Source organism: Deltaproteobacteria bacterium (assembly GCA_016930875.1).
Lineage (GTDB): Bacteria > Desulfobacterota > Desulfobacteria > Desulfobacterales.
The window spans coordinates 1-20,078 of record JAFGFW010000189.1; the positions used below are offsets into that span (position 1 = coordinate 1).

A 20,078-nucleotide genomic window follows, 5' to 3' on the forward strand; every position below is an offset into this window, starting at 1 on the left:
AAGAGCAGGGCTTTTCATGTTCACCCAGCCATCGGTTTGAAAAACGGATTCAAGATCTTTTTCAGGATACTGAACGTTTCCGAAGCCCAAGGCGCCGTACTTGTCCTTCCACACCAAATAGCTGCCGTCGATATTTAGGGCCATCATCTCAGGATGTTCTTTTTTTCTCGCTGCCTCGGCTTTCAGGTCAAGAGCTTCATGCCCTTTTTCCAGGGGTATCTTGATATTGTACCACCTGCCAAAGGCAAATATAGATAGACTGTCCGCATCAGGGTACTGAACGTTGCTGAAACCCAAAACACCATTATCGCCTTTCCATATAAGGTATCTTTGGCTGAGTTCGGATTCAACATCTGAACGGATATCAGACTCCATTATTGAAAAAACTTCAGGCTGGACAGTGGAAATGAATCTCGCCTCATCCATTTGAGGCAAAGACACGGAGGTGACACGCATCCGTCCATGGCGAAGGGCTTGCAAAAAGGCCTCTCTGGCCAAAGCAAGTCTTGTTCGCTCGGATGTTTCCGGTTTTTCGGCCCATTTGGGCTTTTTGATCGCTTCTGCTTTGGGAACCGGGCTCGGGGTAGCCACCATGGCCCCTGCTTCGGCCTCGGGCCTCAGGTCTCTATCGATGGAGGCAACAATCCTTTTGTTGCCCACAGTCAAGGTCTTGCTCAAATAGAAATCATTACCCCTTGGCTTATAGTACCAGTCAATCTCCTCGATGAGCGATTTGTTGGCCAGATATTTGGGATAAAGATCGATGAGTCTCGAGGGGTATGCCTGATTTTCCTTGTGGTAGCCCTCGATGGCCGATCCGATCTCAGCCAGGCCGGCCCGTGGCGCTTTCTTTGCAGCCTCGGTGATCTGTCTATTTGCCTGCTCCATGTAGTCGGTAATATCCCCTTTTTTCCTATGGTGTCGATAAAACATGAACCCGCCCCACACCAGAACGGCAATGCAAACCCCGATGATGTATTTTTTGCTCATAACGACCTTGTCCCGACCCAGGAATCTTTCCGACAATCAATATATCGACCGAAAAGTTAAGCAAGTTTAGTGCCACCTGATAGGAAAATGCGTTTTTCGAGTATGAGAATGAAAATTGTCTCGGAACTAATTCAAGCATGTGCATATATGAAGATCTGTCCGGTTTTATCCGCGGCAAAACCGCATTACATGAGATCGCGAAGCGATCTTATGACTTGACAGGTTGACGCTTCAGAAAGTATGTAATATGGACATGTTAAGATGTTCTCTTTGTGGTGATCAGCTATCTGACAAATCCAACTAGTGGCATGGCGCCCCGGGTATCCTTTGATGAAGCGGAAGACTATTTCTCAAGAAGAGCATAAGGAGCAGTGGCGGCTTATCTTTAAGCCCGACGGGGATATAGCTGACGTCATGGCCTTGCCCGCGGCCGTCTTACAAGGCAGGATCGCAGGGCTGCGCCAGTTTTCTTCGGACGTGGCTGCAGGCACTGTGATCCTTCAGGGGGTATCAAAAAACGGCATATTGGCAGGGGCGGATGTTGCCGTTGACCGCGAGGCAGCATCCGAACATGATGTGGATGTGGCCTGCCAGCCCAGAGGGGGTGGGGCGAGTGTGCGGCCGGCGGAAACAATCAGCCTTGAAGAGATGATGCTAGGTGAAAGCGATGAATTTGCCTCAGTCCCGACGGCGCCCGAAGACCTGGCCTGTATCCTTTACACTTCGGGTACCACGGGCAGAGCAAAAGGGGTAAAGCTGACGCTCGAGAATTTTGTGTGCCAGCAGCAAGCCACGGAACAAGCGCTGGACGTGACCCCAAAGGACAAGATTATGGCGGTTCTCCCTTTTTTTCATGTCTTCGGGCTTTCAAACGTCCTCCATTTGGGGTTGGTTCACGGGGCAAGCGTCGTGCTTGTCCCCCAGTACACTCCTGGCGGCCTGCTTAAGACAATCATGGAGAGCCACCCAACCCTGGTGATCGCCATTCCCACCATGTTTATTCACCTCTTAATGCTGCTGGAGAGAAAAAAGCTGCATCTGCCCGAGAGCATCCGGTTGTGCGTTTCAGGCGCTGCTCCATTACCTGGGGAGATGATTGAGGCCTTTGAGCTTTCTTCAGGGTCCCGGATCCTTGAAGGGTACGGCCTGACCGAAACTGTAGCGGCCTGCTGTCTCAACCCGCCGGATGGCGCTTCCAAGGCAGGTTCTATCGGTGTCCCCCTCGCCGGATTTGAAATGAGGATCCTCGATGATGATGGCAGCGAGCTTCCGTCAGGAGAGGTGGGAGAGATTGCTGTCCGGGGAAAAGGCGTCACCAAAGGATATTACAACCTTCCTCAAGAGACTGAGGAAGCCTTCAAGGACAAGTGGTTTCTCACCGGTGACATGGGATATCAGGACGAGGATGGCTACTTTTTTGTCACAGATCGCAAGAAAGAGATCATCATCAAGGGAGGGCTGAACATCTCGCCCAGAGAGGTAGAGAAAGTCCTCCAGGGGCATCCCGGGGTAAAGGAGGCTGCAGTTATCGGGAGAAAAAAGGGGGAACGGGAGGAGATTGTCGCATTTGTCACCACCAGGAAAGATGTTTCGGCAAAGGAACTTATCAAACACTGTAAGCGGTCCTTGTCAGATTTCAAGGTGCCGGACAAGATCTCTTTTATGGAGACCCTTCCCATGAGTGTGACGGGAAAAGTCTTGAAAAAGGAACTCCCAGACAATTACAAGGATGAACGCAGAATCGAACGAAAAAAGACTGGGACTGGTTCAGTCGATTGAGAAATGGGCATCATCTTTTCCGCACTCAGTGGCCATTCACTTTGATGGGAAAGCTCTTACCTATAAAGAACTGAACCTCCGAGCCAATCGGGTGGCAAATGGGCTCCAAAGGCTGGGCGTGGGGAAAGGAGACAGGGTCGCCATAATGCTACCGAACATCCCGGAGTTTGTTTACGCCTTTGTCGGCGCTCTGAAGCTCGGCGCCATCGCCGTGCCGTTTAACACCCTGTATAAGGCCGGAGAAATACAGCGTATTCTTAAAGACTCCGGCGCCAGTGTCCTAATTGCCTTAACCAACTTTGCGCCCATGATCAATGAGATCCGACCAGAGTTGCCAGCCCTGGAGCAGGTTATACTGACCGGAGAGCGCAACCTGGTATTTGCCGGCCCGGAAAAGACGGCCTTCTTGCAACTAGTCCTTCAAGGGGATCTTATCAAGGACGTGGACGGGGCTTATAAAAAAATGGGTCATGTCCTGTTGAAAATCATGGAGGACTTCGGGGTTAAGGAAGCCTGGTACAAACACCGAGGGAGCATTCGGGTGCGGGGTGACAAGATCGCCACTTTTGTCATCTCAGAGGTGGGACCCATTGCGCTGATCAATGCAGTGGCCTTCCTGGGGCCCATGGAGACACGAGATTTCTTTCGCGTGCTATGGATCCCGCCAGAGATAAAGGACAAGGTGGTAGAGCCAATGACATCCGTGGAACAGGAAACTGGGAAAAGACCACGTTGGAAGCAAGTCAAGAAGACTATGGTAATGGCTGTGGAGCAAGGATTCCGGGTGGGCATCAAGGAGGGCTCAATGCTCAGAGACGAGCTTGTCGGTTATGAGAAGCTCCGTTCTTTGGCCTATGAAGTGCGATAGACCAAGCTCAAAGGAAAGACTATTCCACAATAATGATCTCCTCGCCCTTGACTTTTACCCACTCTATGTTTTTTTTGTGCTCGTCCCAATGTTTCTTGTTCGCCTCTTGAATGTGCTCCATCTCGATTTCATACTTACATTCCGGGCAAAAGTACCTGTAAGAAGAGGTTACCTTCATGTCGCACCCGCATTTATCGCAAGTCACTTTCATTTCGTGCCTCCTGTTTAGAACCGCCATAGATATTGATTTTCCTAGCATCTTTGCGGTATCATGTCAAGAAATGGTCGGCATCTATCACGGGTTTGCGGCTGACGCCTTGAAAACAGCACGGATTTCGTGTTTGGAATTACCAAAATGCATGAATGAAAAGCAGGCATTGATTTAGAGTTTCGGTGAACTCTGAACCTCTGAACCCGTGAACCGTTACAGACGTATCCATGGAATCTTCCAAATTTTCTGAAACTTACAAGCCTTTTGAAAACCTCAAGGACCTCCTTGAGAAGCAGTCATTCCCGTTGGCAACCTCCCATAAAGAAAAGCCTGCTCCGGACGTGATTGAAGAGAGAAAGCCGGATAGCAGTGATCAAGAAAGGCTCTTCGAGGAGGCTATGGCAGGCGTTGAGCCTATTGCGAGGGAGTATACCTCATTTGATCAAGGCGAAGTACGGCCGACGAGGGTGCCTAAGCATGATCCAGAGGATGATGACTTGGCCCGATTGGAGGAACTGGTGAGGCACGGGGCCGGATTCACCATCTCCGACACACCGGAGTACATGGAAGGATTGGGCTACGGGGTGAATCCTGAAGTCGCCACACGTTTGCATCGGGGCGATTTTTCGATCCAGAGCCACCTTGATCTGCACGGGCTCGTTGTTGAGGACGCCCATGAGGCATTTGAGCAGTTTCTCAAAGAAGCCGTGCTCTTCGGAAGAAGGGCTGTGCTGATCATACACGGCCGTGGTCTGTCTTCACGCGCAGAACCAGTCCTTAAGACCAAGGTCAAGGAATGGCTTACGTCCGGTCCCTGGCGAAAATGGGTCGTAGCATTTTCAAGTGCGAGGGCTTGCGACGGAGGAGCTGGGGCCACCTATGTGTTGTTGCGGCAGCGTCCTGCCACCAAACGCTTTCGCAAAGGAGCAACCAGTAAATAGGCTTAAGGTAGCCTTGTACCGTAGACCGGTTAACAAAGAAGCCAAAAACCAAACCATATTATTCTTGTTGACTATAGACCGTTTGTTGGCCGACAAGCGGCGAATTATCCTGGAACCTGTTCATGAGAAGGGCATAGGAAAGCTATTACAAGAGCTTCCTCTCGTGGAAGCTGTCATTAATCACGAAGTGGTAACCCAAAGCCGCTTTATTGACCTCTCCCACCAGGATCCTGCCGAATAGGGGATATTCATGTCTTTTTTGCAACCAGGGAAATATTCAAGAGCTATAGACTTTGGACAGGTTTGGGATGGTAGGGTTGGTGAGACGGCGCTACACCGAGGTAGGCACTCCTGTGAACAGGATTAATGTGGTTTTAAACCAAGTCCTGATGCCCCGGACAAAGACCTCTGAACCGGTAGTTGGACCCGTAGTCACCGCTCACCGTATTGACTCTTAGCATATCTTCGCGTTTTCAACAAGTCTTTTTTGGGGTAATAGTTCAGCCCCGTTGTCATTTCTCACCCCGCCCAAGGGGGGTGAGAAATCTTGATCGCAAACCATACAATTCCAAGTCAAGAGATTTCTCCCTTTGGTCGAAATGACAGAAAAAGCAATGGGTGCTAAACTGTTATTTTTTTATGTCAGGATGAAATCTTTAAGGCTTGACACGCTTAGGGCTCGCTCTCCCGTACTCAAGGACCCGAACTTGCGGTGTAAAAGCCCTGGCCGATTACAGCAAGTCAGGAGCTGTTATTTCTCAAGAATTTCGATGAGTTTCTCGGACAGCTCTTCCATGCCAAAGGGTTCAGGACTACCGAAAAGTTCTCCAACCTATTTAACGGGGTGACCGTTCAGGGTTATCTTTCTTTCGTTGACCCGCCTACGGCGGGATGAAACCTCGAATGGCAGTGCGGGTGCGTCCGGCATGATCATGCCCATAGTCCTGGTCCGACACCAAGTTACCAAAATATCTTGACATAAGGGAGGGTTTCGGCTAATTTTGGGGCATATAATTCCAAAATGAGGCGCAATATGGAAAGGCTAAGGCGATTTTTTGATCATCCTCAGGGGAGTTTTTTTCTGTTCGGGCCTCGAGGAACCGGAAAATCAACACTTGCAAAAGAGCGCTTCAAAGAGTCTCTCTATGTTGACCTCTTGGATCCCGAGACATTTCGGATTCTCTCAGCCAATCCCGAGCGCCTCCGGGAGCAACTGCTCACGTCTCCGGATAAGGCTGTTATAGTTATCGATGAGATCCAAAAGGCGCCTCAGTTGCTCGACCTTGTTCACAGCCTTATCGAAGAGAAACGTGGATGGGAGTTTGTACTCACCGGATCGAGTTCGAGGAAACTGAAGCGTGCAGGAGTCGATCTTCTGGCGGGACGCGCCGTGTTGCGTTCTCTCCATCCATTCATGGCCGCGGAACTAGGCAATCGGTTCAGCTTGGACGACGCCCTGCAAGTGGGACTGTTGCCGATCGTACTGGACTCACCTCAACCGAAGCAGGTTCTAAGGACATATGCCGCGCTCTACCTCCGGGAAGAGGTCCAGATGGAAGGTCTGGTGCGGAACATAGGCAATTTCTCGCGCTTCCTTGAGGCCGTGAGCTTTTCTCATGCTTCCTTGATGAACATCAGTAATGTCGCACGCGAATGCAAAGTCGAACGCAAAGTGGTGGAAGGCTATGTCAGCGTTTTAGAAGACCTGCTGCTCGCCTATCGATTGCCAGCTTTTACGAAACGCGCCAGAAGGGCTTTGGTCGCCCACCCGAAATTCTACTTGTTCGACGCAGGAGTTTACAGGTCCTTGCGCCCTAAAGGCCTCCTGGACAGACCTGAAGAAATCGCCGGCCACGCCCTTGAGGGTCTTGTGGGGCAACATCTCCGGGCATGGATTGCCTATTCGAAGAGTGACAGTTCTCTGCACTTCTGGAGAACGCGATCAGGGGTTGAAGTCGATTTCATCGCATATGGTCCTGAGGGACTCTTTGCCATTGAGGTGAAAAATTCTGCCCGCATCCGTCCACAGGACTTGAGATCGCTGAAAGCATTCAAACAGGACTATCCCGCAAGTAAAGCTTGTCTCCTCTACCGGGGTAAGGACACTCTGCTAAAAGGTAACATCCTGTGCCTGCCCTGCGATGAGTTTCTTAGGCAGCTTCGACCAGGGCAATCGTTGGGCATCTGAACTTGATTCCTGATTGACTCACAGTAAGCATTCGGTTAACCCGTTATACGGTAGAGCAAGCAAATGAAACGGATTACACTCATATCGGTTCTTGCCACACTCCTTTGGGCCTTGTGGTTGCCCAGGACTCGTATTTTGTGGGCCGGGCAGGCAGCATGCCCTTTGGATCAGATCTCATCAGAGGATGCCCTGTTGGTGGCCTGGCCTGACGGGCAGATTCTTTACAAGAAGAATGAAACAAAAAAACTCGTCCCTGCTTCCACCCTCAAGATCCTTACCGCCCTTGCAGCGATTCATCATCTGGGAGAATCTTACAGGTTCCGGACTGAATTCTATCTGGACCAACAGAACAACCTTAAAATCAAGGGCTATGGGGACCCACTTCTAGTCTCGGAAGTATGGCAGGAAATGGCTGCGGCTCTGGCCCGCAGGTTTCAAGGCTTTAAGGATCTGATACTGGATGACTCTTATTTTGTCCGTGACATTCAGATTCCTGGAGTAAGCAACTCGACAAATCCGTATGATGCCCCCCTTGGAGCACTTTGCGCCAATTTCAACACGATCTTTTTCGAGCGGGACAGGGCTGGGAAAATTGTCTCGGCAGAGCCTCAAACGCCTCTGACCCCGCTGGCCCTTGAGCATGTGCGGCGCTTAGGCTTAAAGAGCGGTCGTTATACCTTCTCCCACGACAGCCGGGAGGCAGTCGGCTACGCCGGAGAACTTCTGGTGCATTTTCTGAGAGAAACGGGCATTGATTTTCAGGGCAAAACACGCATGGGCATCGTGGGCCCGGAAGATCGGCTTGTCTACACCTATGAGTCGGTTTATGCGTTGGAAGAGTGTTTGCGGAAAATGCTTGAGTTTTCCAGCAACTTCATGGCTAACCAGATTTTCCTTGCCGTTGGGGCCAACGTGGATGGGCCTCCGGCCACCGTTGAAAAAGGCGTACGAGCTGTTTGCCGATACGCAAAGGACGTACTCGGTTTGCATGACATCAGGATAGTCGAAGGATCCGGGATCTCAAGAGAAAACCGGCTGTCGGCATTGGATATGCTCGCTGTTTTAAAGGCCTTTGAGCCCCACTGCGGTCTCCTAACCCACAAAGGGAGGGTGCTGCACAAGAGCGGGACCTTGAAGGGCATAAAAACGAGGACCGGCTACATTGAGAGTCGGCACGGCAGGCCTTACTGTTTCGTCATATTTCTAAACAGCCCGAATCCGGACATGGAATCTGTGATGAACAGCGTTATGGTCTTGTTAAAATTGCAGAAAACGGATACAGAGTAAAGAATCCACGCCTAGGACGTGGCCTTGATTTGCTCCCTTGAAGGGGGCCGGACGTTCGCAAGCTCATGAGTGACTGAGAAAAAAATGCCTTGTATGCCTAAAATTGGGGTTGCATGTTCTGTTTTTGACAAGGCACTTCCACGCTATACCGAGCCGAGCATGGCAGAGCCAATGACTCTTTCAGCCGTCCGCCTTCGTAGCCGTTACCACTTCGGCGGATTAGGCTGGCGAAGTCGGCGACCTAGCCCACAGGAGCAGGTTTCCTGAACTGAAGTGAATAACATCCTTGAAATAGATAATGTACGAAAATCCTTTGGGGGTTTGACTGCCTTGGCGAATGTCTCCTTTTCTGTGAGTGAAGGGCAGATCAAGTCGTTGATTGGTCCCAACGGTGCAGGAAAAACAACGCTCTACAATATTGTTACCGGCATTCACCGCGTTGATGAGGGAGCGGTTTGGTTTCTTGGTGACAGGATTGACGGTCTTAAGCCCCACGTTATTTGCAGGAAGGGTATTGCCCGCACCTTTCAGAACGTAGAACTCTTTGAGAATATGTCTGTGATCGAAAATGTCATGATGGGCTGCCATGTATGCACTAAGGCGGGACTGTTCGGCGGGGCTTTCCGGCTCCGTGCAGCACGCGAGGAAGGACGGGCCATCATGGATCAGTCCATGGAACTCCTTGACTTTGTCAGTCTCAAGGAGCGGGCCCACGAGAATTCCTCCGGACTTCCTTTCGGGCTTCAGCGCTATTTGGAGATTGCAAGGGCCCTTGCCACCGAGCCCAAACTCCTGTTGCTGGATGAACCAGCTTCGGGTCTTGACCCGAGTGAAAGCCAAGCCTTGTGTAATCTGATCCTGAAGATAAGGGAAAGTGGAATAACCGTTTTGCTGGTAGAACACAATATGGAAGTCGCAATGGAAATATCAGACGAGATTGTGGTTCTCAACTACGGAACAAATATCGCGGAAGGCACCCCGCGGCAAATTCAGGACAATCCTGAAGTGGTCTCAGCTTATCTGGGGGATTAGTTGTGTGCTAAGGATTAAGAATCTTCACACCTATTATGGTCGAATCAAGGCCCTGGACAATGTGTCACTCCATGTCCAGGCCGGGGAGATTGTCTCCCTGATCGGCGCCAATGGTGCGGGCAAAACAACCATCTTGAACACGGTTTCCGGGGTCATCTCCTGTACGCAGGGTGAAATCTATTTCGAGGACAGCAAGATCAACGGCCTTCCTCCTGAGAAAGTGGTAGCTGCCGGCATAAGCCAGGTGCCTGAAGGACGACAGATCTTTGCCCCCTTGACGGTCTTTGAGAACTTACAACTCGGAGCCTACCTGCGCTACAAAAAAAAAGAAAAAGGGGCCATTGAAGAGGACCTGGAGTGGATTTTTGAGCTCTTCCCAAGGCTGAAGGAACGCATCAAGCAGATTTCCGGCACTCTCTCGGGAGGTGAACAGCAGATGCTTGCCATCGGCCGGGCCCTTATGGCTCGGCCAAAACTCCTGCTTCTGGATGAGCCTTCCATGGGTCTTGCCCCCCTGGTAGTGAAGGATATCATGAGCACGATCTCCAGACTCCGGAACAGTGGGGTGACCATTCTAATTGTGGAACAAAACGCTCGGGCATCTCTGAAAATCTCAGACAGGGGTTATGTCCTGGAAGCAGGCAGGGTCATCCTGCAGGGAAGCTCGGATGATCTCCTAAATGATAGCGATGTCAAAAGGGCCTATCTTGGAAAGGATTACAAGACATTTTGGGAGGGGAGGGATAAGGCTTGAGCTTCTGGAATGGTGAAAATGAGCATATGAAGAGGGAAGACCTCGAACAGGTTCAACTGGAACGGCTGCAGAGCACCCTGAATCGGGCATACAAGAATGTCCCGTTCTACAGAACGCAGTTTGACTTACTGGGAATCCATCCGAATGCCGTTGCTTCCGTACTAGACATTGCAAGACTGCCGTTTACAACCCGAAAGGATCTGGGTGACAATTACCCTTACGGTCTATTTGCCGTTCCTCTTCGAGATATTGTCCGGATCAGTCCTTCAGCAGGAACCACGGTCAAACCGATGGTTGTTGGCCACACAAGGGGTGACCTCAAAGTGAGGGACACCATTACAGCTCGCTTTCTGGCAGCAGGAGGGGTTGTTGACACGGATGTCGTGCAAATTTGCCTAAATCCCGGGTTGTCAAGTTGGGGGAGAGCCTTAAAAGAGGGCGCTGAAAATATCGGCGCTTCGGTCATGCCCGTGTCCCACATGAGCACATCCAAACAACTTATGGCCATGGAGGACTATAAGACCTCGGTACTGCTTACTACGCCTTCTTATGCCATGCACATTCTGGGGGCTATGGAGAGTATCGGCATGGATGCAAGCAGACTGGCCCTGAAGGCTATTCTGGTCATTGGGGAGACGTTGACCCAGGATATTCGGGACACGCTGCAATCATCTTTTGACGTTGACGTGACGGCAGGATACGGGCCAAGCGATGTGATGGGGCCCGGAATTGCCTTTGAGTGTCATAAAAAGAATGGCCTTCACATCAACGAGGACCATTTTGTGTTGGAGATAGTCGATCCTGACAGTGGAGACTTACGCCCGCCTGGTGAGGAAGGAGAGATGGTGTTGACCACGCTTACAGCCAAGGCCTTTCCCCTTATCCGCTTCCGCACCGGGGACCTTTCTTATACCATTGAGGAGCCTTGCCTCTGTGGCCGGACCTTTGTCCGCATATCCGGAGTCACAGGACACGCGGGAGAAGTGCTCACGATCCGTGGAGTGAAGGTGCATCCCGCACAGGTCGAACGAACACTAAAAACCATTTCAAGAACCGCTCCTCCACGTTTCTTAATCCACCTATACCGGGAAAATCATCTGGATATGGTTGAAATATTGCTGGAAATGAGTGACACTATCTTTTCAGATGAAGTAAAGGTCGTTGAAAACGTACTAAAACACTTGCGACGGCAGATGCTTCAGATGCTCGGGCTTGAGGTGACAATAAGACTGATGGAGGCTGCAACCCTGGACCAGTATGGCTTGCCGTCTGGCGGGGTTATTGACGATAGATAGAATAGAAGTGAGCTAAAGAGCCTAACCCGGATAGACCGGAACTTCACTTTCAAGCGGCGAAGCCGCGTTTCATAAAATCGAGGAGCGATTTTATCCCTTGTTACGTCTCAAAAGCGTCCAAACATACTACGGCAATATTCGTGTCCTTAAGGGAGTATCGCTTCACGTGCGTCCAGGAGAGCTTGTAGCCCTCATCGGCGCTAATGGCGCCGGAAAGACCACCACTCTGAAAACCATCTCCGGACTTGTCAAGCCCGGCAAGGGGACGGTAGGATTTCTAGGGGCTGATATTGCCGGTCTTGCACCGAACAAAATCGTCAGGAAAGGACTTTCTCATGTCCCCGAAGGACGTCAGGTATTTGCCAAGATGACGGTCTGGGCAAATCTGGAGTTGGGGGGATATCTCCTGAAGGATCGTGATGCCCTGAAAACCAGGATCAGAAGTTTCGAGGCTCTGTTCCCCATATTACGTGAACGTAAGGATCAACTGGCAGGCACGCTTTCCGGTGGGGAACAACAGATGCTTGCCATTGGGCGGGCTCTTATGGGGCAACCGAAACTCCTGCTTTTGGATGAGCCTTCCCTAGGCCTTGCCCCCATTATGGCACATAGTGTTTTTAAGTTCATTGCCCGGCTGAGGGACGAGGGGACGACAATCCTGTTGGTGGAACAAAATGCCCGTGCAGCGCTTAATATCTCTGATCGGGCTTATGTGATGGAGACCGGAAAGATCATTATGGAGGGATCATCAGAGGAACTGTTGAATCACAACCAGATTAAACGGGCCTACCTGGGAAAGGGATATCAGGAGGTGTGGGAATAGCCGGTCATTAGTCACTGGTCATTGGAGTCATTGGTAGTCATTTGTTTCCTGCTGGAATTAATGCGGACCTGATGACCAACGACAGACGGCAGGGAGTTATTATGGTAGTGTGGAATGAGTGTTACGAATGCATGTCGCGTGATGAACGGGAACAGCTTCAACTGGAGCGCCTGCAGGCCACTTTGAACCGCGTCTATCGCAATGTGAGTTTTTACAAGAAGTCTTTCGATGCAATAGGCTTTGTGCCGGAAGATCTTGATGACCTGGGATCACTGTCCCGGCTCCCTTTTACTTCTCGCCAGGATCTCAGTGTGGCCTACCCCTATGAGATGTTTGCCGTGCCTTTAAGAGAAGTCGTGCGCATCCATTCTTCTTCAGGTACTTCCGAGAACCCCAGCATTGTCGGATATACGGCAAACGATCTTAAGCGTTGGGGTGATCTGGTCGCCCGATTGCTCACGGCTGCCGGCGTGACACGAGAGGACGTGGTTCAAATTGCCTTTAACTATGGCCTTTTCACAGGGGCCTTTGGACTCCACTGCGGGGCGGAGAGGATCGGCGCTTCAGTGGTTCCATCTTCGGTGGGCAACACCCGACGTCAGGTAAGAATCTTGAAAGATTATAGAACCACGACCCTTGTGTGCACACCGGGCTATGCATTGAGGATTGCCGAGGTCATGGAGGAGACCGATGTTGATCCCAAGACGCTGGCTCTGAAACTAGGGTTGTTTGGCGGAGAGCCTTGGGACGATGGGGTTCGTGAGGCCATTGAAGAGAGGCTTTACATCAAAGCTTATGACAACTATGGCTTGAGTGAGGTCATTGGTCCGGGTGTTGCCGGCGAGTGCCCCCACAGAGCAGGCATGCATGTGTCTGAGGACCATTTCATACCCGAGATCATTGACCCTGATACATGCGAGGTCCTTCCGAATGGAACCACTGGCGAACTGGTCTTGACTACAATCACCAAAGAGGCCTTCCCTGTGATTCGCTTTCGAACAGGCGACTTGACCTCATTGGACGATTCCCCTTGCCCCTGCGGTCGTACCCTGGCCAGGATATCGAAGATCTCAGGCCGTTGCGATGACATTGTCATAGTAAAAGGGGTCAACATATATCCTAGAGGGGTGGGCGAAATACTCAAGGTTGTGACAGGTGTAGAGCCTGCATTCCAGCTAGTTGTGGGCAAGAAAAACCATCAGGATTTTCTGGTCATTCGCATCGAAGTCTCTGAAGCGATATTTTTTGACAAAATGGAAAAACAACGTTCAATGGTGGATCGACTTCGCAAAAAGGTCAGAGACACCTTGGGGATTACGCCACATATTTGGCTTGTGGAGGCAGGATCGATCCTGCGCCACGAGGAGACTGCGCCCATGGTGGTAGATAGGAGAAAGCGATCACACTCATGACTCATTTTGCCATTTTGCATACCTACGCAAGGACACTACTTGCAAGCACCCTTGTCATCATCGTTCTAGTCTTCGGGTGCACGAGCAAAGCAGAAAAGAACGAACTTGCCTCTGGTCGCGCGCCTGACTTTGCCCTCAAAAACCTCAACGGGAATACCATACGCCTGGAGAACCTAAGAGGCAAAGTGGTCCTTTTAAACTTCTTTGCCACGTGGTGCCCACCATGCCGCCAGGAAATCCCTGATTTTGTCAGGCTATACAAGAAGTACAAAGATCAGGGCTTAGAAATTGTCGGCATCTCACTTGACATGGAAGGAGCCTCCCTGCTGATTCCCTTTGTGAGACAATACGGCATCAATTATCCAATTGTGCTGGGTACCAGGAATGTGGTTGAGGATTATGGAGACGTCACGGGAATTCCCACCAGCTTTTTCATTGACCGCAATGGCAACGTTGCCGGACATTTCATAGGGGTGCGCCCGGCCCGCATGTTGGAAAAGACGGTGCTGGAACTCTTAAGCAAGAAGGGCTAGCGACAAGCGATGAGATCCAAAGATCAGAATCAAAACGCTCTTGGCGCTTTTGATATGGGCCACGCCTATCGGCTCGGGCAAGACCCGGCTGCAGATGCCTGGTACACATCATTTTTCATAGAAAATCACCTCGACCATTATGCTTTCCCAGATCACGTAGCCACCCCGGAGCAGGTTCGTTTCATGGTCTTTACTGAGGCCAATGAGCGCTACTATCCCTGTTCGGATCAGATGTTCTGGACGATTATGAAAAGGGAAAGCACGCCGTTCTTGCAGGAAAAATACGAGGAGGCTCTCCGCAATGTCCTTAACCTGGTGGAACGTCAGATCGAGGATGAGTGGGAGAAGGCTTATTTAGGGGCACTCATCAAGACCAAGTACCAACACGAAACACGGGACGGCATAATGATCCCATCCCGTCTGGAAAAGCGTCTGTTCAATATCTACTGCAATCGCACTCAAATAGAGGACCCGTGCCTGTGTGAAAAAGCTGAGCGCAACAAGCGGGCCTCACAAGAGCTTAACTCCGAGGCATTTCAGCGGGCCTTGGACAGCGTTGACGATTCGGTTCTCCTTTCCTCACCCGTTGGCCTTGAACAGATCAAGGAACGGGCGGACTATCTAAAGCTGCGCCGCCTTTTTGCTCTTTCCGTCGAAAGCGCTCTTTGGGAGTCTGATGAGATGTCCCAATACACGGTGGATGATTACCTGAGGCTCTTTAGCCGGCCCATGAGAGGAAACGGTGTGGAGCAACTGTGGCGGTTTCTGGAAATTCGCAAGGATATCAACGCCTCAACTGAAATCCGGCCAAAGAAGATCCTATGGCTCGCCAATGAAGCAGGAGAGGTGATGGTGGACCTGGTCATTATACGATATATGGCAAGGCTGGGGCACAAGATAATCATCGCCTTTAAGGACGGCCCGTTGTTCACCAAGGTCGACTTTTCCGATGCCCGGGGAGACGAGAGACTTTTTGAACAGTTGGAGAGCGCCCTTTTGATCGAGGAAAACAGACTGGGGAAAAACGAATTGGTCAATATCTTGAAAAGTGACAAATCTGTCATGGCCGTTTCAGATGGCACGCGTGAAAACCTGAACTTCCTCCTGGCGTCCACCACTCTTGCTCGGGTCTTCAAAGAAGTAGACGGTGTCATTTCAAAGGGCACTGAGCAGAGACGCAGGCTTTTCGACACGCACTTCCAGTTTACCCAGGACATTTACAGCATTGCAAAGGATGAAACCGGGCACCCTTCAATCTCCTTTAGGGCCAGACACCCTGCGGTCATCAAGTTCACACTTAAGGACCTTGAAGAAAAGGCGCAAGCGATAATCTCCCGCATACAAAGGGCCAAAGAGCAGGGCATGACCGTGGTGTTTTACAGTGGCATAATCGGTTCTATCCCCGGCAAGGAGGCCATAGCAAAAAAAATCATGTCAACCTACGTTCAATACATTAAAGACCAGTCTGCGAAAACCTTTATCATCAATCCCGCAGAGCATTCCGAACCGGGAATGGATGCCGATGATCTGATGTTCATGTGGGAAATCGTTCAGCGAAGCGGACTTATCGACATATGGAGGTTTCAGACATACGATGATATCACAAGGGCTTTTCGACTGATGGAAACCAAGGTTCCTCCTGAGTGGGTTGGCAAGGATGCTACATTCAGCACGGGTTGCACCAAGGAGATGAAAATTGCCCTTGATGTTCAGAATGAACACCCTGAAATGCAGATCATAGGACCGTCGCAGGAGAAGTTTTTGAGGCGGGACGAGTACGGAATCGGAAAGATGTATGATCGGCGATTGAAGGAGATCTGTGCACCCTAAGGGGATCAAAGAGCATGTACGGGTTTTACGGCAGGATCCTGATAGTAGACCTAACACATCTGGCCTTTTCTGTTGAGAGCGCCGATGAGGACGTTTTTCAGGGATTTTTGGGGGGAAAGGGGCTTTCATCCTGTCTTCTGGCCAAGCTGAACCCTCCCAAGGTAGATCCTTTCAGTCCGGATAATCACCTGATCTTTGCCACAGGACCTGTGTGCGGGAGTCTGGTCTGGGGTTCATCCAGGTACGGGGTTTTTACCAAGTCTCCCCAGACGGGCTTTTATTCCGAATCGTATGCCGGGGGGCGCGTGCCGGAGGCCGTTGATGGGGCAGGATATGATGCTGTCATCATCAAGGGGACAAGCGCTAAGCCCGTTGTCGTGGTTGTCCGTCCGGATGGGGCAGTATTCGAAGAAGCCGGTGACATGTGGGGAATGGATACCCGCCAGGCTGAAAGAGAGGCCCTCAAACGATTCGGCGCAAACGGCAGGCAGAGGAAAAGTCGTGCCGGCGCCGTGGTGATAGGCCCCGCCGGAGAAAACCAGGTCTGTTTTTCTGTCATAGAGAACGACTACTGGCGTTCGGCCGGCCGGACCGGCGCGGGCGCCGTCATGGGAAGCAAAAGACTCAAAGCCATTGTATTTCAAGGAAATTGCAGGAGGAAGCTGGCTGATAGCAGCGCCGTGAAGGCGCTTGCCAAGTATTTGGCCGAAGAGGCCAAAGGACATCCGCAAGTTGCCGCATACAAAAGCATGGGCACGCCCATGATGGTTAAGACCATGAACGAGGCAGGTGGGTTTCCTACCCGCTACTGGTCAGAAGGAACCTTTGAAAAGTGGCCGTCTATCAGCGCCGATTCCCTCCACGCCCGGTGTGAGGTCAGACCCCGGGCCTGTCTCAAGTGTTTTATCGCCTGCGGCCGCATGACAACCGTAAGAAAAGGACGTCACGCGGGCCTCAAGCTTGAAGGACCGGAATATGAGACCATTTATGCCTTTGGTGGGCTTTGCGCCATTGACAGCATTGAAGAGATCATCTACCTCAATGACATCTGTGACCGCCTTGGGATGGACACCATCAGCGCCGGCAATCTTTGCGGACTTGCTATTGAAGCAGCCCGCCGGGAGAAGATCGATTACCCGGTTAATTACGGGAAAGCCGATGCCATTGCCGGGCTATTGAAAAAGATCGCGTATCGAGAGGGGATAGGCGACCTCCTTGCCATGGGAATCAGGACCGCTGCCAGGGAATGGGGCCTTGAAGAGATTGCGATTCACGTGAAGGGTCTGGAACCTGCAGGCTATGATCCCAGGGTCCTCAAAGGCATGGGGCTCGCGTATGCCACTTCAGATCGGGGCGCCTGCCATCTGAGGGCCACCATTTTTAAGGCCGAACTTACCGGTATGATTGCCCCTGATGCCATTGAAGGCAAGGCAGACATGTTTGTGGACTTTGAGGATCGTCACAATCTTTTTGACGCCTTGATCCTGTGTCGTTTCTATCGGGACCTTTACCCATGGGAATTCCTGTGTGAAATCGTGGAAGGGGCCACTGGCTTGAAGGCCGATCAGGCAATGCTCCAGGCCATAAGCGCCAATATCTCGAATGTGGTGCGTCGATTCAACCTGAGAGAGGGGCTAAGACGAGAAGACGATCGGCTTCCGGGGCGCCTTCACAAAGAGGCCTTGGCGACCGGGCGCCATATGGATGAGGCTGACCTCGAAAAGATGGTTGGTGATTACTATCGCCTCAGGGGCTGGGATGAGCAGGGCTGTCCAGAATGACCCGCATTTTCTCGGAAAGTTGTTTCATAGAAAAGGGCTTCTGGATAAAATCATTACAACCCCGTGAAAGTGTCTGTCTTGTCTCTTCGTCCATGCAGTATCCGCTGGAAATGAGAACCTTGATGTTGGGGTTGATTTTCCTCAATCTGTCATAGGCGTTGCCGCCTGTCATGTCCGCCATATTCATATCAAGGATTACCATATCAATCTCGTCCTTGTTTTTTCTATAGATCTCAATGGCTTCCTTGCAAGTCCTCGCGATCAATGCCTTGTATCCCATAGCCTGCACCATCTGTTGACCAACATCAATGAGCATATCCTCATTATCGACAAGAAGCACGGTCTCTGTGTCTCTGAATAGCTCCCCGGACACGCCCTTTTGTCTTGAGACCCCGTTCTGATTCAGCCCGTTCTGGTTCAGACTGGACGCCCTTGTCGGGTCTTTGCTGTTTCTCGGTACATCCAGGAGTCGTTTGGTGAGGTTGACCCATTCTTGCATCTTACCCTCTATCCCCATAAGATGCTCAAAATAAGGATGGCTGGAGTCAATATCTTTAAGCATCAAAGAGAGCCGTTCGTTGATGCCGGCAAAAAGACTGTCGAATTCGTGGAAAATATTGCCTGGCGTGGGGTCGGTGGACTTTCCTTGTGCATCGTCGCCGGCAGCAGCGTGCATCTCGGGAGGCTTTCTTGGGGGCTCTTCATGAAGCCGTTCAGCACCTTGATCCTGCACGCTGGTGTGGTTCTTGTTTTTTACCACCCGGCCCTCCGGCGGCCGGGAAAAGCCTCTTTTCAGCGCGGGCCTCAGGTGAGGAGCCTTGAGGGGCTTCTTGTCCCACCACACCTCGTATTCACAGTACGGTCCGCCTTTAAAATAACACACCCTCTCCCACAACCTGGCCGGGGGAAGATGGAACATGGTGGGCATTGCCTGGTGCATGCCTTTGGCGAACATACAGAAATCCTGACTGAGAGGAAGGTCCTTGGACCAGTGAAGGCGGACTAACGAGTGGGTGTTTGAGACCGAGACGATTTCGATTCTATTTCCGGCAAAAAGCTTATCATGTATTTCTTGTACTCTTTGAACAGCACGTTTTGGGCCAAAAAAGGGGCGGAGCAATCTCCGCCGAATACTATTTACCTCTATTTGCTTTCCGTGTCTAAAGGCTGCCTTGAACACGGCCATGTCGTCCGAAGTGGCCTTCCTGGCCTGCTCCATTACATGCCGGCACACATCAATACTGACGTGGTTTTGGGGATTGCTCAGAAAATGCTCGGGGTCTTCCCCTTGCGGGAGTTCCCCCTTGAGTGGCGCCCAGAGCAGGTGCAAGTTCTCAGGCCTGTTGATTCTTACGTAGTCTATAAGTGCCTTGGTGGCTAGGCAGCTTATTTTACTCATAGCATGGCACTTTAGCACAGGTTGGCTTGCCGCAAATAGCGGAAAAGGGCCTTTTATAAACTTTGATACTTTGACTCCTTGCTGTCAACGTTTTTGTGTGAGATGGTTTGGCATGAGGCTCAGGGCGGGGCGTTTCGAAGCAGAACTCCACGAACCTCCTTGACGATTTAGTTTGCGGCCTATATTGGATAAAATAACGCAATCTCAACGGAGAAGCTTGGATGGAAAAAATCATAGTCGAAGGGGGCCGCCGTTTACAGGGGACCGTAGCCATAAGCGGGGCAAAGAACGCAGCCCTTCCAATATTGGTTTCGAGCCTGCTCACCGAGGGATGGAATGTTTATGACAATGTTCCTGACCTGAGAGACATCAGGACTATAAAAAAACTACTGACTGAGCTTGGGGCCCACGTGGAGACCGAAGAAGATGTCGTCAAGATCAATACAAGTGGGCTAGAAAGCCATGAGGCTTCTTATGACCTGGTGAAGACAATGCGTGCTTCGGTCCTCGTTCTTGGACCTTTGCTCGCACGCCTTGGGCGGGCACGAGTCTCTTTACCCGGGGGGTGCGCCATCGGCGCTCGCCCGATCAACCTGCACATCAAAGGCCTGGAGCAAATGGGAGCTGATATTTCCCTTGAGCACGGCTATATCGATGCCCGGGCTCGATTACTTAAGGGGGCTGACATATATTTTGACATTGTTACCGTAACGGGCACAGAGAACCTGATGATGGCGGCTGCTTTGGCCCATGGTGTAACCATCCTGAGGAATGCGGCCCGTGAACCAGAGGTGGTGGCCCTGGCCGATGCCTTGAATCAGATGGGCGCTCAGATAACTGGGGCAGGCACACCGGTTGTGACCATTACGGGTGTTGATGGACTTAAACCGGCCTCCCTGACCATCATACCGGACCGGATCGAAACAGGCACTTTCATGATTGCCGCCGGTGTGAC

18 protein-coding genes are annotated in these 20,078 nt (G+C 51.3%); 15 read left to right on the forward strand and 3 right to left on the reverse strand.

Translation table 11 applies throughout. The features are described from left to right. Positions 1–990 (reverse strand): hypothetical protein (locus JW883_15815; protein ID MBN1843731.1); only part of this gene is annotated, 990 nt, incomplete at its 3' end. A 330-nt stretch (positions 991–1,320) separates the two neighbouring features. On the opposite strand from JW883_15815, the gene JW883_15820 reads away from it, so the two are divergent. Continuing rightward, the gene (locus JW883_15820; GenBank protein ID MBN1843732.1) at positions 1,321–2,769 is read left to right on the forward strand and encodes an AMP-binding protein; all 1,449 of its coding nucleotides are present in this window, start codon (positions 1,321–1,323) and stop codon (positions 2,767–2,769) included. Continuing rightward, positions 2,720–3,637, forward strand: a complete 918-nt coding sequence (locus JW883_15825; protein ID MBN1843733.1) for an AMP-binding protein — start codon at positions 2,720–2,722, stop codon at positions 3,635–3,637. The genes JW883_15820 and JW883_15825 overlap by 50 nt, the downstream gene beginning before the upstream one ends. Positions 3,638–3,656: 19 nt before the next feature. Here JW883_15825 and JW883_15830 read toward each other — a convergent pair whose 3' ends face one another. Next, on the reverse strand, positions 3,657–3,848 hold the full coding sequence (locus JW883_15830) for a hypothetical protein (protein ID MBN1843734.1): 192 nt from the start codon (positions 3,846–3,848) through the stop codon (positions 3,657–3,659). 227 nt (positions 3,849–4,075) lie between these two features. Between JW883_15830 and JW883_15835 the strand changes: the two genes are divergently transcribed. From JW883_15835 to JW883_15890, 12 genes are all read left to right on the forward strand, one after another. Next, positions 4,076–4,789 (forward strand): Smr/MutS family protein, encoded by a 714-nt coding sequence (locus JW883_15835; protein ID MBN1843735.1) that lies wholly within the window; start codon positions 4,076–4,078, stop codon positions 4,787–4,789. Positions 4,790–4,802: 13 nt separating this feature from the next. After that, positions 4,803–5,030, forward strand: coding sequence for a hypothetical protein (locus JW883_15840; protein MBN1843736.1), 228 nt, complete (start codon positions 4,803–4,805; stop codon positions 5,028–5,030). Positions 5,031–5,822: 792 nt separating this feature from the next. After that, positions 5,823–6,977: an ATP-binding protein gene (locus JW883_15845; GenBank protein MBN1843737.1), complete on the forward strand. Its 1,155-nt coding sequence runs from the start codon at positions 5,823–5,825 to the stop codon at positions 6,975–6,977. Positions 6,978–7,040: 63 nt separating this feature from the next. After that, the gene (locus tag JW883_15850) at positions 7,041–8,264 is read left to right on the forward strand and encodes a D-alanyl-D-alanine carboxypeptidase (protein MBN1843738.1); all 1,224 of its coding nucleotides are present in this window, start codon (positions 7,041–7,043) and stop codon (positions 8,262–8,264) included. A 273-nt stretch (positions 8,265–8,537) separates the two neighbouring features. Continuing rightward, positions 8,538–9,296 (forward strand): ABC transporter ATP-binding protein, encoded by a 759-nt coding sequence (locus JW883_15855; protein MBN1843739.1) that lies wholly within the window; start codon positions 8,538–8,540, stop codon positions 9,294–9,296. Positions 9,297–9,300: 4 nt separating this feature from the next. Then, on the forward strand, positions 9,301–10,050 hold the full coding sequence (locus JW883_15860) for an ABC transporter ATP-binding protein (protein MBN1843740.1): 750 nt from the start codon (positions 9,301–9,303) through the stop codon (positions 10,048–10,050). A 26-nt stretch (positions 10,051–10,076) separates the two neighbouring features. Next, positions 10,077–11,345 (forward strand): AMP-binding protein, encoded by a 1,269-nt coding sequence (locus JW883_15865; GenBank protein MBN1843741.1) that lies wholly within the window; start codon positions 10,077–10,079, stop codon positions 11,343–11,345. 97 nt (positions 11,346–11,442) lie between these two features. Next, positions 11,443–12,168, forward strand: a complete 726-nt coding sequence (locus tag JW883_15870) for an ABC transporter ATP-binding protein (protein MBN1843742.1) — start codon at positions 11,443–11,445, stop codon at positions 12,166–12,168. Between the two features lie 101 nt (positions 12,169–12,269). After that, positions 12,270–13,580 (forward strand): phenylacetate--CoA ligase, encoded by a 1,311-nt coding sequence (locus JW883_15875; GenBank protein ID MBN1843743.1) that lies wholly within the window; start codon positions 12,270–12,272, stop codon positions 13,578–13,580. Continuing rightward, on the forward strand, positions 13,577–14,113 hold the full coding sequence (locus JW883_15880) for a TlpA family protein disulfide reductase (protein MBN1843744.1): 537 nt from the start codon (positions 13,577–13,579) through the stop codon (positions 14,111–14,113). Before JW883_15875 ends, JW883_15880 begins: the two co-directional genes overlap by 4 nt. Positions 14,114–14,167: 54 nt before the next feature. After that, positions 14,168–15,943, forward strand: coding sequence for a hypothetical protein (locus JW883_15885; GenBank protein MBN1843745.1), 1,776 nt, complete (start codon positions 14,168–14,170; stop codon positions 15,941–15,943). 14 nt (positions 15,944–15,957) lie between these two features. Continuing rightward, positions 15,958–17,724: an aldehyde ferredoxin oxidoreductase family protein gene (locus tag JW883_15890; protein ID MBN1843746.1), complete on the forward strand. Its 1,767-nt coding sequence runs from the start codon at positions 15,958–15,960 to the stop codon at positions 17,722–17,724. On the opposite strand, the gene JW883_15895 is transcribed toward JW883_15890, so the two are convergent. Beyond that, on the reverse strand, positions 17,690–19,123 hold the full coding sequence (locus JW883_15895; protein ID MBN1843747.1) for a response regulator: 1,434 nt from the start codon (positions 19,121–19,123) through the stop codon (positions 17,690–17,692). The two genes, JW883_15890 and JW883_15895, sit on opposite strands and share 35 nt — an antisense overlap. 221 nt (positions 19,124–19,344) lie before the next feature. Here JW883_15895 and JW883_15900 point away from each other — a divergent pair. Then, a partial coding sequence (locus JW883_15900) for a UDP-N-acetylglucosamine 1-carboxyvinyltransferase (protein ID MBN1843748.1) occupies positions 19,345–20,078 on the forward strand: 734 nt, incomplete at its 3' end.